At 67.7% G+C, this 13,476-nt stretch carries 17 protein-coding genes; 3 read left to right on the forward strand and 14 right to left on the reverse strand.

Annotated features, from left to right (window positions below):
* Positions 1-15: 15 nt before the first annotated feature.
* The 10 genes from ACFVXC_RS32300 to ACFVXC_RS32345 form a co-directional block, all read right to left on the reverse strand.
* Positions 16-261: a hypothetical protein gene (locus ACFVXC_RS32300; protein WP_389912517.1), complete on the reverse strand. Its 246-nt coding sequence runs from the start codon at positions 259-261 to the stop codon at positions 16-18.
* 352 nt (positions 262-613) lie between these two features.
* Entirely contained in the window at positions 614-1,072 is a 459-nt protein-coding gene (locus tag ACFVXC_RS32305) for a pilus assembly protein TadG-related protein (protein ID WP_389912809.1), read from the reverse strand.
* Positions 1,073-1,074: 2 nt separating this feature from the next.
* A complete protein-coding gene (locus ACFVXC_RS32310) occupies positions 1,075-1,503 on the reverse strand; it encodes a TadE/TadG family type IV pilus assembly protein (protein ID WP_389912812.1) in 429 nt (142 codons plus the stop codon).
* A gap of 119 nt (positions 1,504-1,622) precedes the next feature.
* Positions 1,623-2,006: a TadE family protein gene (locus tag ACFVXC_RS32315; RefSeq protein ID WP_389912520.1), complete on the reverse strand. Its 384-nt coding sequence runs from the start codon at positions 2,004-2,006 to the stop codon at positions 1,623-1,625.
* Between the two features lie 103 nt (positions 2,007-2,109).
* Complete coding sequence (locus tag ACFVXC_RS32320) at positions 2,110-2,361, reverse strand: hypothetical protein (protein ID WP_389912523.1); 252 nt, start codon at positions 2,359-2,361, stop codon at positions 2,110-2,112.
* 80 nt (positions 2,362-2,441) lie between these two features.
* Positions 2,442-3,377 (reverse strand): type II secretion system F family protein, encoded by a 936-nt coding sequence (locus ACFVXC_RS32325; protein WP_389912526.1) that lies wholly within the window; start codon positions 3,375-3,377, stop codon positions 2,442-2,444.
* Positions 3,374-4,459 (reverse strand): type II secretion system F family protein, encoded by a 1,086-nt coding sequence (locus tag ACFVXC_RS32330; RefSeq protein ID WP_389912528.1) that lies wholly within the window; start codon positions 4,457-4,459, stop codon positions 3,374-3,376. Before ACFVXC_RS32330 ends, ACFVXC_RS32325 begins: the two co-directional genes overlap by 4 nt.
* A 7-nt stretch (positions 4,460-4,466) precedes the next feature.
* Entirely contained in the window at positions 4,467-5,777 is a 1,311-nt protein-coding gene (locus tag ACFVXC_RS32335) for a CpaF family protein (protein WP_389912531.1), read from the reverse strand.
* Positions 5,774-6,640, reverse strand: a complete 867-nt coding sequence (locus ACFVXC_RS32340) for a hypothetical protein (RefSeq protein WP_389912534.1) — start codon at positions 6,638-6,640, stop codon at positions 5,774-5,776. Before ACFVXC_RS32340 ends, ACFVXC_RS32335 begins: the two co-directional genes overlap by 4 nt.
* A 17-nt stretch (positions 6,641-6,657) precedes the next feature.
* Positions 6,658-7,386, reverse strand: a complete 729-nt coding sequence (locus tag ACFVXC_RS32345) for an RcpC/CpaB family pilus assembly protein (RefSeq protein WP_389912537.1) — start codon at positions 7,384-7,386, stop codon at positions 6,658-6,660.
* A gap of 1,023 nt (positions 7,387-8,409) precedes the next feature.
* Between ACFVXC_RS32345 and ACFVXC_RS32350 the strand changes: the two genes are divergently transcribed.
* Positions 8,410-9,213 carry a S1 family peptidase gene (locus tag ACFVXC_RS32350; RefSeq protein WP_389912539.1) on the forward strand — a complete coding sequence of 268 codons (804 nt, stop codon included), beginning with the start codon at positions 8,410-8,412 and terminating at the stop codon, positions 9,211-9,213.
* A 65-nt stretch (positions 9,214-9,278) separates the two neighbouring features.
* On the opposite strand, the gene ACFVXC_RS32355 is transcribed toward ACFVXC_RS32350, so the two are convergent.
* From ACFVXC_RS32355 to ACFVXC_RS32365, 3 genes are all read right to left on the reverse strand, one after another.
* Positions 9,279-9,614 carry a DUF6193 family natural product biosynthesis protein gene (locus tag ACFVXC_RS32355; protein WP_389912542.1) on the reverse strand — a complete coding sequence of 112 codons (336 nt, stop codon included), beginning with the start codon at positions 9,612-9,614 and terminating at the stop codon, positions 9,279-9,281.
* A gap of 271 nt (positions 9,615-9,885) precedes the next feature.
* Positions 9,886-10,026, reverse strand: coding sequence for a hypothetical protein (locus ACFVXC_RS32360; RefSeq protein ID WP_389912545.1), 141 nt, complete (start codon positions 10,024-10,026; stop codon positions 9,886-9,888).
* Between the two features lie 353 nt (positions 10,027-10,379).
* Entirely contained in the window at positions 10,380-11,021 is a 642-nt protein-coding gene (locus ACFVXC_RS32365; RefSeq protein WP_389912548.1) for a hypothetical protein, read from the reverse strand.
* 422 nt (positions 11,022-11,443) lie between these two features.
* On the opposite strand from ACFVXC_RS32365, the gene ACFVXC_RS32370 reads away from it, so the two are divergent.
* Complete coding sequence (locus ACFVXC_RS32370) at positions 11,444-12,130, forward strand: hypothetical protein (protein ID WP_389912552.1); 687 nt, start codon at positions 11,444-11,446, stop codon at positions 12,128-12,130.
* A gap of 29 nt (positions 12,131-12,159) precedes the next feature.
* Positions 12,160-13,167: a hypothetical protein gene (locus tag ACFVXC_RS32375; RefSeq protein ID WP_389912555.1), complete on the forward strand. Its 1,008-nt coding sequence runs from the start codon at positions 12,160-12,162 to the stop codon at positions 13,165-13,167.
* On the opposite strand, the gene ACFVXC_RS32380 is transcribed toward ACFVXC_RS32375, so the two are convergent.
* Positions 13,157-13,324, reverse strand: coding sequence for a hypothetical protein (locus ACFVXC_RS32380; RefSeq protein WP_389912558.1), 168 nt, complete (start codon positions 13,322-13,324; stop codon positions 13,157-13,159). The genes ACFVXC_RS32375 and ACFVXC_RS32380 overlap by 11 nt on opposite strands.
* Between the last annotated feature and the right edge of the window lie 152 nt (positions 13,325-13,476).

Consider the following 13,476-nt stretch of genomic DNA (forward strand, 5'->3'; position numbering starts at 1 on the left):
TGACCCGCCTCGGAGTCAGCCCCGGTAGAAGACAAACATGCTGCCCGGGTTCTGGGGGTCGCGTTCGCAGTGGACGATCGTGACGTGGTGGCCCGCTCCCATGTCCATCTCCCGCTGGTTCTCCGCCGTGAAGCAGTCCGTCGCGGGGTCGCCCGGCGTCATTACGTAGGGGAGTTCGGCGGCCTGGGCGGCTCCGATACCGAGGCCGGAGATGGCCAGGACGCCTGCGGCGGCGACTGCTGCGCGCTTGAACTTGCGCATATTTACGCTCCTTTACGTGCTACGTGCATTGGTGCGTGCGCGCCTTTGCGGCGCGCGGGCCCGCTACTCGCGGAGCGCGGCTGATCAGACCAGCCCCGCGCTCGGCCGGAGTCGTGTCCGACCGAGACAAAGCGTCGCGTTGCGCTTCGAGTTCCTCTCGGGCACTAATGAGTCGATCACACGAGCGGGTGGGACTCCAAGTGCTCACGGTCCCTGTTACAGGGCTAAAACAGACCCGTCGAAGACGATTCCGGAGCGGACAGGCCGGGTCACCGTTCGCCCACAGGCCCGCGACTCCGGTGCGAGGAGGCCCTCGTGGCGCACCGACTTCGCCACCCGCCCGCCTCCGCGCTCAGCCGACCTCGTTCTCCGCGATCGCGCTGCCCCGCACCGTCACGTCACCGCCGTAGAACAGACCGGTGAAGACCGGGCTGTAGGTCAGCTGGACCTCGACCTCGACCTGATTCGCGTTCGCCGTCACGCAGTGCGTCGCCGCGACGTCGGCGCCGGTCATGTCCGTCGAGCGGGCGTAGGCCTGGGCTCGCGCGCCGCAGTTCTCGTAGTTGATGGGCGCGCCTTTGACACCTTCGTATATGCCCTCGCGGTCGACGTCCTGCGCCGCGTAACGCGCTGCCTGCTCGGCGATGTCAGCCGCCCGCTCCCGCTTGGAGATGGACAGGCCGCCGTCGATGACGAAGGCCGAGAGCGAGAGGAAGACGAGGGCGAAGATGATGACGGCGCCCGCGCCCGAGCCACGGTCGTCGAGGCGTTCGCGGCGGGCGGCGACCCAGTCCCGTACGACAGGAGCGATACTCACACCGACCTCCGGTACGGGTCGAGCGAGGAGCTGAAGCTGGCCGTCAGTGTGGTCGGCACATCGAGACCGAGCATGTCCAAGCCCCTCACCTCGCAGCTCACTTCGACCGTGAAGAACGGGTCGACCTCGGCGCTGAAGCCCGCGCTCGTCTTGCGGACGTCGACCGGACCGGAGCACACGTCGGCTAGGTCCGCCGCCGCTGCCGCCTCCGCCTCCGCCATCGCCGTCCCCTGGTCCTTCTGGATCGAGCCCGCGCGCGCCGCGTCCCGTGCCGCTCCGTCGACGGCCCCTCGGCCGTCCACGAGCTGGCCGAAGGCCACCAGGACCAGGATGAAGAGGATCATCACGGGAGCGAGAATGACCACTTCGACGGTCGACAGGCCCCGATCGTCCGCCCTGAAGTCGTCCGCCCTGAGGTCGTCCACCCTGAGGTCGTCCGCCCTGAGGTCGCCCACCCTGAGGTTCTCCGCCCTGAGGTCCTCCGCCCCGAAGCCGAGCGCGCGGCGCCGACGCATGGCACGTGCACGTGCCCGTACGTTCCTCATCAGCCGCCCTCACCCTCCTCGACGAACCGCTCCACCGGACCGGAGGACTGCGCGTGCACCGTCAGGTCGAGGCCGGGGAAGACAGAGGGCACGTTCGCGGTGATCTCCACCCCGACCGTGTTCGCCTTCGGCTGGATCGTCTTCACATCGGGGCCGAGCACCAACTGCGGCCCCAGCTGCTGGATATAGGCGTCGACCACGTCGCGCGAGTTGCCCCGCCAGCCGCCCGGGTTCTCGTCGGCCGTGGCACGGGCCTTGCGCGCGCCCGCCTGGGCCGCCGCCTGGGCGACGTGATCCGCGAAGAAGTACAGCGCGAACTGCACCGTCGCGAAGATCATGAAGAAGAGGACCGGAGTGAGCAGCACGAACTCGATCGCGGTCATGCCGGATTCACCGCGGGTGGAGGCTGCCTCCACCCTGCGGCGTACCCATCGCTTCACGCATCCGCGCACTCGTCCCCGCCTTCGCTCCCCGGTAACCGATTGATCAGCAGGTCTTGCCGGCGTCCGCACCCTCGATGCAGTTGCCGACCTTGTCGGCGCCGCCCTTGAGCGCGGTGTTGATGATCGCGGCCACTACGCCGACGATCGCCACGACCACCGCCGAGATGATGACCCACTCGACCGCGGACGCACCACGGTCGAGCTCGCCGGAGCGGGCACGCTGCACGCGGCCCTGCAGGAAGGTGATCACGAGGTCCAGACCCGGGTTGCCGGTGCTGAAATTCCGTCCGTTCATGGTGAGTTGTCCTTTCAGGAGTGGGGGGAAGGGTCCCGGGCCGCCGCCGTCCGCCGGCCCGTCCATCGCCGTGGAGATCGCTAGACCTGGAACACGCGCATGGCCGCCGGGAAGATGAGGAAGACCAGGAAGCCGGCACAGAGAAGGAGCTGGGCGACGAGCATCGACTGGGACTTCTCGCCCGCACTGCCCTCGATCTCGGCCATCTCGCGGTGCCGCATCGTCTCGGCACGGGATGCGAGCGACTCGCGCACCTTCGCGCCGTCGTCCGCCACCAGGGCGAGCGAGGCCGACAGGTCCTTGAGCTCTTCGATGCCCAGTTCCTCGCCCAGGGTGCCAAGCGCCTGCCACTGGCTGATGCCGGTGATCCGGGCGTCGGCCAGAGCGTTTCGGATACGTTGCGTCGCCCACCCGTCCGAGATCTCCGCCGCCGCCATCAGCGCCTCGGGAAGACCCCGGCCGCCCGCCAGGCTCATCGACACGAGGTCCAGATAGGCGCCGATGACGCGGCGCAGGTCGCGTCGCTTCTCAGCGGCGTCGCGGCGCACCTCGAGGTCGGGCAGGAAGAAGAACAGTGCGCCGAACATGAGCGCCAGCCAGACCGGGATGATCGGGCTGCTGCCGACCCCCAGCGTCCAGATGACGGCGAACAGGAACGGTCCGAAGAAGACGCCCGCGGCCGCGAGCAGTGTCTTCGTCGCCAGGAACTTCTCCCAGCTGCGATCGAGCACCGCCAGGTCGGCCCGCAGCGAACGCTGTTCCCAGCCCTGCTGCAGGTAGAAGTCGGCGACCCGCGTGCCGACGCGGGCGCGAGCCGAACCGAGCCGCCCCTTATCGCCCTTGGTGTCTTCGGAGGAGGCGCGGTGCGACTCGTACGCCGCACCCCGCGCCCGCATCGCGTCGATCCGCGCGACCGTGGCGACGGCACTCCGCTTGGAGGGCATCAGGGCACGGATGAGGGCGTAGATGCCCAGGCCCATGATGGCGCCGATCACTATCGGCATCGTCAGGCTCATCGACGTACCCCCTCAGGATTCGAATAGCCCGGCTGACCAGGCTGACCCGGACCCGAACCCGGCTGCGGCTGCGGCTGCGGCTGCGGCTGCGGCTGGCCGTACGGACCCGCCGGGCCCGTCAGCGGCGCCTGCTCACCCGAACCGGCAGCCGCGGGCCCCGCCCCCGGACCCCGCGGACGCACGAACTGCACGCCCGGCTCGTCCCTGACCAGGAAGCGGTCCGGGGTCTCGACCGTCGAGAGCTTGCGCAGCCACCAGAAGCCGAGTGCGAACAGGCCGCAGACGCAGGCGAGTACGAGCTGCCCGACCGCCGTGCCATAGGGCGAGACGAAGTCGCGGTTGAAGATGGAGAGGCCGAGTACGAACGCGATCGACACCGCGACCACGATCTGCACCGAACGCCGCGTCGACGCACGCTGCGACATCACGCGCTGGCGCATGTCGACCTCTTCGCGGGCCGATTTGGCGAGAGCGCCGAGCACCTGCCGCAGACCAGGACCGCGCAGCTTCGCGTTCAGGATCAGCGCGGCCACGATGATGTCGGCCGACGCGTCGTCGATCTCATCGGCAAGGACCTGGAGTGCGTCGGGAAGCGGCGTACGCGCACGCAGCCGGTCCACCAGAGCGTCCAGGTGCGGACGGAGCACCGGCGCCGCGGCCCGTGCCGAAGCGGGGATCGCCTGCTCAAGGCCGACCGCTCCCGCGATGGTGTCGCGCAGGGACTCCGTCCAGGCGGCGAGGGCCTCGACGCGCTTCATCTGCGCGCGCTCCTCCTTCGCGCCGCCGAACAGCTTGTCCCAGAAGAAGATGAGGATGCCGGACGCGATACCCGCGACCGCCCATCGCGTCAGAAGCAGCACCACCAGGCCTACGCCGATGGCGAGCGAGCCGCGCTGGCCCGCGAACCGGATGAGTTCGCTCATCCGCTCGCTGGCCCGCTGCTTCTCGTGCTCGGGCTTCACCGGCAGACCGCGCAGCGCGATCGCGAGGACCGCGAGGCCACCGCCGACCGCGATGCCGCAGCCCAGTGCGTACAGGACGGGCAGCGAGAAGAGGCCGCCCATCGAGCCGAGTGAGTTCATGTCGTGCTCACCCCCATTGCCCGGCGGGGCGGTAGCCGAAGACGGCCAGGTCGTCCATGCAGGCGATCGGCGCGTGCGCGACGATCTGCCCGTTCGAGGCCTCCGCGAAGACCTCACTGGACAGGACACGTCCGTCGACGCCGTTGACCTCGCGGACCGAGGTCACCATGCGCTGGAGCTTGCCGCCGGTCTGGTAGTTGTTGCGCCGCTGGATGAAGACGACGAAGTTGACGGCTCCGGCCACGAGCATCTGGCTCGCCTCGATGGGCAGCCGCTCGGTGGCCTGGAGGGCGTACGTCGAGATGCGGTTGAAGACCTCACTCGAACTATTGGCGTGGATCGTGGAGAGCGAGCCGTCGTTGCCCTGCGACATCGCGTTCAGCATCGTCACGATCTCATCGCCGAGCACCTCACCGACGATGACGCGGGAGGGGTTCATACGGAGCGAACGGCGCACGAGCTCCGCCATCGAAATGGTGCCCTGCCCCTCGGAGTTGGGCAGCCGCTCCTCGAACGCCACCACATTGGGGTGCAGATCGGCGTACTGATCGAGGCCGAGCTCCAGGGCTCGCTCGACGGTCACCAGGCGCTCGTGCGGCGGGATCTCGTTCGCGAGCGCACGCAGCAAGGTGGTCTTTCCTGCGTTCGTCGCGCCCGCGATCATGATGTTCTTGCGGGCCCGCACCGCGCACGCCATGAAGTGCGCGACCTCGGGCGTCACCGTGCCGTTGCCCACCAGGTCCGACATGAAGACCTTGCCCATGCGGGCACGTCGGATGGAGAGCGCGGGGCGCCGCGTGACGTCCATGACGGCCGACAGACGCGAGCCGTCAGGGAGCCGGAGGTCGAGCTGCGGGTTGGCGGAGTCGAAGGGGCGCGAGGAGAGACCGGAGTAGGCGCCGAGGATCTGGATGAGCTCGATGAGCTCCTCGTCGGTCTCGGCGACGGGGTCGCCCTTGGCCTCACGCCCGTCGGCGTATCCGACGAAGACCTGGTCGTACCCGTTGATGTCGATGTTCTCGACTTCGGGGTCGTCGAGCAGCGGCTGGAGCCGTCCGACGCCGAAGAGAGCGGCGTGCACGGCAGCCGCGTACTTCTCCTCGGTGTCCGCGTCCAGCGGGGTGCGCCCGGCGTTGATCTCTATCCGGGCGTACTCCTCCAGTATCTGGGCGATGACGGCGCGGGCGTACTGCCGCTCGTCCTCGCCCGACATGGGGGTGACGCCGGAGACCTGGTCCAGGCGGCGCTGCTCGGCGATGCGGTCACCGGCGTCCTGCCGGAACCGCTTCACGAGCTGGTGATCGACGGGAACGCTCATCGGCCTGCCCCGTGCGCGCCGGCTCCGTGCGCGCCCGATCCGCGCGTGCCCGCGTTCGGGTTGGCCCAGGCGGCGCCGTACTGCTGGTACAGGTCGACGGTGACCTTGCGGGCCGAGCGGATCAGCATCGACTTGTCGAGACGGCCACGCTTGCGGCCCGCCAACTGCTCGGCGCCCGCCGGGTCCTCGGCGAGCGTGCCGACGACGCGGGCGCCGGTCTGCGCGGCCATCAGCATGTCGTTGACCTGGTGGACGAGCTTGGCGGACGTCGAGGGGTCGGCGATCAGGAGTACGCCGATGAGCGGGGTCGCGAGCGAGGCGGCCCCACGCGATCCGCCGTGCAGCTTGGTGGCGAGGGCGGCGGCACGGTCGCGTACGCGGGCGATGGCCTCGGGCTCGGTCCGCGAGACGAGCAGCACGAGGGCCGCCTGCGGGAAGAGCTCGACGGCAGGGGTGTCCCCACTGATACGACCGCAGTCGGCGATGACGTCGGCAGGCGCGTGCGGGGAGTCGGCGAGCTGCGAGAAGGCACGGCCGAGGGTCGGCCAGAGCCCGGCGAGCCCGGCGGCCTGCTCGGCGACCCCGAGACCCACGAGCACTTCGAGTCCACCGGACAACGGCTGTGTGTGGTCCCAGAGTTGATCGGGCACGAGGCCGCGACGCGCGGTGGCCGCGATGCTGAGCATCCCGGTGTTGGGGTTGAGCGGCCCGCCGTGCGCGGCGGCACTGCGGTAGACCAGGTCGCCGCCCGCGGGGTCGGTCTCCGCGACCAGCACGCGCCGCGGCCAGACGGCTGCGAGCGCGACGGCGGCGGTGGTGACTCCGGGAGACCCCTTGTCAGCGGCGAGAGCAATGAGCGCCATGTCTCTTCTACTCGCCTCTAGTTGCTGTTGGGAGACACTTGGACGAGAGCTACGGCGCCCGCGGACGCGGCCCTGGCGACGGCGGCCGCGTCGGCGCTGTCCACCTGGAGAGTGACGCCGAGGGCGCCGGTGCTCACGGTGGCGTCGCTCTTGTTGGCGACGGTGCTGACTCGGGCGGCCGAGACGATGGGCGAGTCACCCGCGCTCGATCCGGTGGAGCCACCGCTCTCCTTGGACCCCGAGGACGCGGAGTCGCCGACCTGGTAGACGTCCACGGTGTCGCCGGACTTCAGACCGTCCGCGGGGTACTGCCCCTCCTTGAGGGAGACACCCACGGCGGACTTGCCGGCGGGCAGGCCGCCCTTGCTGGAGAACATCTCGCCGACGACCACGGCACCCTTGGGGATGGTGTTGGTGGCCGTGAGCTTCTTCAGGTTCCCGAGCTGTGACCACTTGACGTAGTTGATGCTCGCGTCGTCGGCGACCATGACGGAGGTGACGTTGTCCTTGGTCACCGCCCCGCCCGCCGAGATCTCCTCCTTCACCTTCACGACCTCCACGCGCTCTCCCGCGCGCAGCACGAGGACGGTGGCTCCGAGAGCGCCGACAAGGATGAGCAGAACGGCCAGGGCGGCGAGTGCCGGTTTGCGCTCGCGAGGCGGCGCGGGAAGGCGCTCACCGACCGCTGGCTGAACCGGCGCGGCGGAACGGCTGTTGCCCGCCCCCGTACGCTCTTGGATCTTCACGCAACTGCTCCCCGCACGCCCAAGAAGATTCGGTCATTTTCAGACACTCGCGACTCTCTTCGCCCGCCTCGGGCGGGCTATTCAGCCCCAGGCACAGTGTCAAGTCATCGCACCGTATCAGCAGCACATAAGCCCCTCAAGGCGCGTTAAGGCTGCCGCAGCTCGCACCCCTCATCGTTATCCACGCGCAATCCGTACTCCATGGTTCCCACGCATTCCCGCATCCCGGAAGGAGAAGGGTGATGTGCGTTCGCGAATATTCACCGTTTGCGCAACGGGCTCCGCGGGATGCGGTGATGAGGAACACGGGCTGCTCGGTGGCTGATGAACAGCTGATCCATCAGCCGCACGGATGACGCCGGGAGGGGCGGGAGTGGTTCCCGGTTGGGCGTACTTCGGCCATGTGTGGCTGTGCGCCTTCTTCTGTTCCTCCGACGTCGGGCGCAGTTCGACGTCAACTGGCTCCGGAGCGCCTCGTTCCTGACGTCAACTCCAGCGCACCTCGGCTGCCTGGACGACAACTCCGGCGCTCCTCCGCCTGGACGACAACTCCGGCGCGTCTCGTCCTCGACGTACGCGAGGAAGCGCTGCACGCTCGCGGCCAGGACTTGGACGACTGGCGGCTGACGGGTCACGGGTCACGGGTCACGGGTCACGGGTCACGGGTCACGGGTCACGGGTCACGGCTGACGGCTGACGGCTGACGGCTGACGGCTGACGGCTGACGGCTGACGGCTGACGGCGTCCAGATACTCCCGCACACGGGAAATCCAGTGGTCAATCCACACCCCGGTCAGTGGCATCTCTCTGGACATCCCACCGCACCCGATGAACCCCCGCGCACGCTCCCCCGTCTCACCATCCGATCAATCCCTGCCCTGCTCAATACGGAAGAGAAATTCACCCCCCATGAGACTTCCCTTTCCCTCGCTTTCCTCGCTTTCCTCGTACGCCCGACACACCTCACCAGCATCGTCACGCAAAACCATGGCGGCAGCCGGAGTAGCAACAGCGGCGCTTGCCATGCTGGCCACAAGCACCCCCGCCGCGCACGCGATCATCGGCGGCACCGAAGTCTCCAACGACGCCTACCCGTTCATGGCGGCCGTGATGGACAAGGGCTCAGGCAGCCCGCTGGATCGCCAGTTCTGCGGCGGCAGCCTCGTCGCCGCAGACACCGTGATGACGGCGGCACACTGCCTGGTGGACGACGCGGGCAAGCCCCTGAAGCCGAAGAAGCTGCAGGTGGCGGTCGGCCGCACGGTCCTCTCCGCCTCCGGCCAGGGCCAGATACGCAACGTGGCAAAGGGCGGAGTGGTCGTACACCCCCGGTACCTCAAGGGCCAGGAGGCGTACGACGTGGCGTTCATACAACTCAGCAAGCCGGTAAAGGGCATCTCCCCGATCGCCCTTCCCACCCAAGGCACGGATGCTCTGATCCGCCCCGGCCAGAAGGCCACGGTCGCAGGTTGGGGAAACACGGACGCGGAGATCCCGAACACCCCGGACCGCCTGCGCCAGGTAAAGGTCCCCATCCTCTCGCACGCGGAATGCGGCACGAGCTACGCGGAGTACAACTCAAAGGTCAACTTCTGCGCGGGAGTCGAGTCGAAGGACTCCTGCCAGGGCGACAGCGGCGGCCCCATTTTCCGCAACGTCCCCGGCCGCAGGGCACCCATCCAGATAGGCGTCGTCTCGTACGGGGACGGCTGCGGGGCGCAAGGAGCTCCCGGCGTGTATACGTCGCTGAGCTCGTCGAAGCTGTGGAAGACGCTGGATGAGTCGGCGGCGGGGAAGAGGGCCAAGCGGGGGATGGGCCACCGCTAGGGCGACATTGAGCTCGGCCCGGTCGCAGTGCCGGGCCGAGCTTTCGCTTTCGCAGCGGGGCTCTCCTACAAGGCATCCAGGAAGGCGACCGCCGCCTCGGCGATGCGGTCCATGCTCTCCACGCGTGTCCCACTGCCGGAGACGGTGGACTCGACCCGGTAGCCGCCGCTGCGCAGGGGAGAGATCCTTATCTCTCCTGCCTGGCGACTGGTGTGGTCCGTGGAGAGACGGAGCATCCCCATGCTGTAGAAGGGGAACAGGGCACGCAGTCGCTCATTGGCGTAGATCTCGCGTGTCAGCGACCCATGCCCAGCGAACACGCCGTCGTGCACGAGGATGCCCCACTGGGCCGCGATGGGGTCGCCGTCCTCGTGCGCCTGCGCGAGTTCGTTGTACTCCATGAAAGGGAACCGGGACTTCAGGAACCGGGACTTCAATTCCCCGAGCGTCACCCCGTTTCGCCAGGATTCGGCCACCTCGGCAGTTGCGAGCAGGCTGTCAGTATCGCCGACCGCCCACTGGTGCTGAGCATCTGAAATATTGATCGCGAAAGATCACTTGTGCGCCACAAGGGAGATTCCGATCAGCCCTCTGCCGGAAGTCACGGATCTTCTGCGGACCGGATCTTGCGATGCCGTTCCGGCGCAGGCCGACTATCGCGTACTCGACCGTCTACCCTTCCGCCCGGTGGCGCCCCAGCACGGGGGTACCGGAGAGCGCATGGTCGACTTCGTGCTGGTAGTCCTTGTAGTAAGCGTCATAGAAGCAGTGCTGTTTCAGGAGATCGTCCGGTGTCAGTTCCGCAGGCTTCACCGTTCGGAAATACCCCTTGGACCAGACCCAGCCCATGGTGAAGAAGGGCGGCATGAGCAGCCGGTCAGGCGTGAGCTGCGCTACCTCAGAGCTGAATTGGAGTACGACCGCCTCAGCGATACGCCATCGCGGATGCGTTGGCCCCGGTAACAACGGTGAACCGCCCCCGCTGGGCAACGTAGTGATCCTGAACCTGACCGCCAGGCGTCGGACCTCCCGCACCTCCTGGCCTCCCGGGCCGCCCCTCCCTCCGGGCCATCGTTTCCTCCCGGACCGCCCCGCGATCCCACTGACGCCTCGTTCTCACCGGCCCGTCACACCAGTGAAGTGCGCCGCCCCGTCTACGTGCCCACCTACTCCGCGAAGCGGAACGTCGAAGTCACCGCGTCGAAGATGTCGAAGAACGACTCCGCCAGGTCCAGGACCTGGCTGCTCCCCGCCACCAGCGCGACCTTGCCCTCCTGGCCCGGCACCGGAATGAACGTCTGCATCAGTACGACGCGGATCGTGCGGTCGTCGCCGGGAACCGAGACGTCCTCGATGCCGAACGTGCGGGCCGCCATCCCCACACCCGGGATGTCGACCGTCGTCACCTTGCGGTACGTGTCGCCCTCGCGCTTGGCCTCCCGTACGCCGAGCTGGGCGACGATCGCCGCGGGGTCGGTCGGCATGACGTCGCCGTTCGATGTGCGGGCGCCGACCAGGGAGACCGTGACCGAGCCGGTGATCGGCACATCGCCGCCGAAGCTCTCCGCCATGCACCCGCAGTACAGGGCGCCGGACTGCCACGCCTCCTTGGACGCCTTGCGCAGGAAGCCCTCGAAGGTGTTCCGGTGCGGCTCGAGCTCGGGGCGTTCGCGTATGCGGTCGTTGATCATCTGCCGGATGCTGGCGTCGCGCGACTCCGGGCGGACGTCGAACTCCCACCAGGTCTCCGGCACCTTGATGCTGAATCCGCCGCGGGCGATGGTCTGCGCTTCGGTGTAGCGGGCCATGCTGTTGTCCCCGTCCCCTTTTTCTCGGCTCTGGCTGGTCAGCCTACGAGGCGGCATTCGGGTCCTGCACTCCGACCACGTTCCGGGTTCCGGCACGCGCTCACCCGGGGGCAGGCCTGCGGTCTGCGGATGCCATTGCAGGAAAGTCCCACAGTCAGGCCAGTATCTCCCGTACGCCAGTGAGACTTTTCTGCAACCCACCGCTCGGGCCTGGAGAGGCGAAGGTCCACGCCAGTATTTCGTTTCGGTGGTGTTTGGGGGCGGGGGGTATTCGTCCGTGCTGCGGCCGAACTGGGGCGGTTTGTGCAGGAATTCGCCTCACGAGACATTCACTACTCGGCAAAGTGAAACCCGGCGAAGGCATTGACCAATTCAGTACCTTCAGATGGCTTGAAGAACTGTCGCCCCACCGGGAGTCACACGTGAACCGCAGTCGCACCCTGCCCGTCGCCGTCGTCTCGCTGACGGCTGCCACTGCTCTGCTCCTGACCGGATGCGGGGGTGGCGGTGACGACAAGGACTCGGGCAAGGACAAGATCGCCGGGGCTGATGAGGGCGGTGCGAAGAAGAGCGCGTCGCCGGGCCCTGATGCGAGTGCGGAAGCGAAGATCGATCGGCCCGAGATGAAGTTCCCGTCCGATGTGGATCTCGCCTTCGACAAGGTCAACCTGTCGGACGCGGAACAGGTGGCGGCATGGAACGACGCGCAGAGTTATGCGCGGGCCATCGAGTACGGAATCGTCAAGCAGGACGCGGGAGATGCCGCGTACAAGTTCTACTCGGAGATCGGCAGCCCGGCGCAGTCTTACGCGAAGAAGCAGATCAAGGACCACATCGACGCCGGCTACACCGTCACAGGCGAACGCCGCTACACCGATGTGAAGGTGCAGACCGTCACGAAAAAGAAGACCATCGCCGTCACCTTCTGCACCAACGACAACAAGCTCTTCGGCAAGGACGTCAAGAGCGAGAAGGTCCTCCGCACCAAGCCGAGCATCAAGGACTACTCCTCCTGGCAGATCTCGATGACTGCCTCAAAGGAGACCAAGGGACTGTGGCGAGCCGACCTCATCAAGGTGGAGGGCGAATCTCAGCAGTGCATGGGATAACCAGGATGACGGGGATAACGGGGATAAGCATGCGTAAGTCACTCATAGTGTCGGCCGTCTGCGGCTCGCTGCTCCTGCTGGCGGGCAGTCCCACGATGGCGGCGGACCCGGTCAAGATCGACAGTCAGGGCTCCAAGGGACCGGAACGCACGGTCGGCGCCCAAGCCAAGATCACTTACACGCGTTCCGGCGGCTCTCCGGGAAGCGGCCCCGTCACCTCGGTCGACCCCAACTGGACTCCACCGCCTTGCTGGTATGCACCCGAGTGGAAGGCGAGCGAGTTCGGGGAGTACCGCGATCGGCTGTACTTCGGGGCCAGGCACGACCCCGACGCCCCCCGTGACGCCCTGAAAGAGATGTCGGACGAGAACCAGGACTACCGCAAGGACAACTACAACATCGACAAGGAGAAGGACGGGATGTGGTGGGGCGCCCAATTCAGCCCCGATGCCACTGTTGCCGAGCAGGCGAAGTGCAGCGATCCCCCCTTCTGGGTCGACAACGGCGAGACCCCTGACGTCCCGAACGCCATCAGCCCCGAGATCCTCGCGGAACTCGCCTACAACCAGATCCAGGTCCCCGGCACCAAGGTCAGCCTCGCCCCCGGCGGCCCCTCCAAGGTGAACATGCCCACCTGGGCCTGGCTCGACAAGGGGGACTTCAAGCCCGTGTCCGTCACCGCCTCGCTCGACGTACCCGGCCTGCACATCGAGGCCACCACGACCGCGAAGCCCACCGCGCTCAGCATCAAGCCGGGCACCGAGGACGCCGTGCGCATTCCCGCGTCCGGCAAGTGCGAGCTCAACGACGACGGTTCCATCGGTGAGCCGTACGCCAAGGGCAAGTCCAAGGAGACGCCGCCCTGCGGCGTCACCTACCGGCGCTCATCCGGCGACGGAACGTTCAATCTTCAGGCGACCGCCACCTGGGACATCGCCTGGACCGGAAGCGGCGGCACTCAGGGTGATCTCCCTGACGGCGAGTACGGGAACGATCAGCCGGTCACCGTCGAGGAGATTCAGTCCGTCAACCGGTGACGTCAGATGGCTGGGCCCGCAGCCGAGCCGCGGTGAAGTCGAGCAGTTCCGCCAGTTCGATCTCCCGCGGCCCGGCCGCGTCACGGGCCTCCGGGGACGGAGGCCCGTCCGCCGTCCCCCACTGCGCGATGAGCCACGGGCCGTCGTGCCACTCCACCCGCCACACCGCGCCGTGCCGTGCCGGTTCTCGAACTCCACGAAGCTGCCGGGGGCGTTCTCCAGCTGGCGCAGCTCCTGTTCGAGGATCTGCTCCTTGGTGAAGGCCCGCCCCCTGTTGGTGCTCCGTCCCCGGGCGCGGGTGTTGGCGTA

The organism is Streptomyces sp. NPDC058257, from assembly GCF_042881845.1.
In the GTDB taxonomy this organism is placed as follows: domain Bacteria; phylum Actinomycetota; class Actinomycetes; order Streptomycetales; family Streptomycetaceae; genus Streptomyces.

What these genes read in the sequence shown, in the direction of transcription:
- ACFVXC_RS32300 (WP_389912517.1), bottom strand. Translation starts at nt 261, where the DNA reads ATGCGCAAGTTCAAGCGCGCAGCAGTCGCCGCCGCAGGCGTCCTGGCC.
- ACFVXC_RS32315 (WP_389912520.1), bottom strand. Translation starts at nt 2,006, where the DNA reads ATGACCGCGATCGAGTTCGTGCTGCTCACTCCGGTCCTCTTCTTCATG.
- ACFVXC_RS32320 (WP_389912523.1), bottom strand. Translation starts at nt 2,361, where the DNA reads ATGAACGGACGGAATTTCAGCACCGGCAACCCGGGTCTGGACCTCGTG.
- ACFVXC_RS32325 (WP_389912526.1), bottom strand. Translation starts at nt 3,377, where the DNA reads ATGAGCCTGACGATGCCGATAGTGATCGGCGCCATCATGGGCCTGGGC.
- ACFVXC_RS32330 (WP_389912528.1), bottom strand. Translation starts at nt 4,459, where the DNA reads ATGAACTCACTCGGCTCGATGGGCGGCCTCTTCTCGCTGCCCGTCCTG.
- ACFVXC_RS32335 (WP_389912531.1), bottom strand. Translation starts at nt 5,777, where the DNA reads ATGAGCGTTCCCGTCGATCACCAGCTCGTGAAGCGGTTCCGGCAGGAC.
- ACFVXC_RS32340 (WP_389912534.1), bottom strand. Translation starts at nt 6,640, where the DNA reads ATGGCGCTCATTGCTCTCGCCGCTGACAAGGGGTCTCCCGGAGTCACC.
- ACFVXC_RS32350 (WP_389912539.1), top strand. Translation starts at nt 8,410, where the DNA reads ATGCTGGCCACAAGCACCCCCGCCGCGCACGCGATCATCGGCGGCACC.
- ACFVXC_RS32355 (WP_389912542.1), bottom strand. Translation starts at nt 9,614, where the DNA reads ATGGAGTACAACGAACTCGCGCAGGCGCACGAGGACGGCGACCCCATC.
- ACFVXC_RS32365 (WP_389912548.1), bottom strand. Translation starts at nt 11,021, where the DNA reads ATGGCCCGCTACACCGAAGCGCAGACCATCGCCCGCGGCGGATTCAGC.
- ACFVXC_RS32375 (WP_389912555.1), top strand. Translation starts at nt 12,160, where the DNA reads ATGCGTAAGTCACTCATAGTGTCGGCCGTCTGCGGCTCGCTGCTCCTG.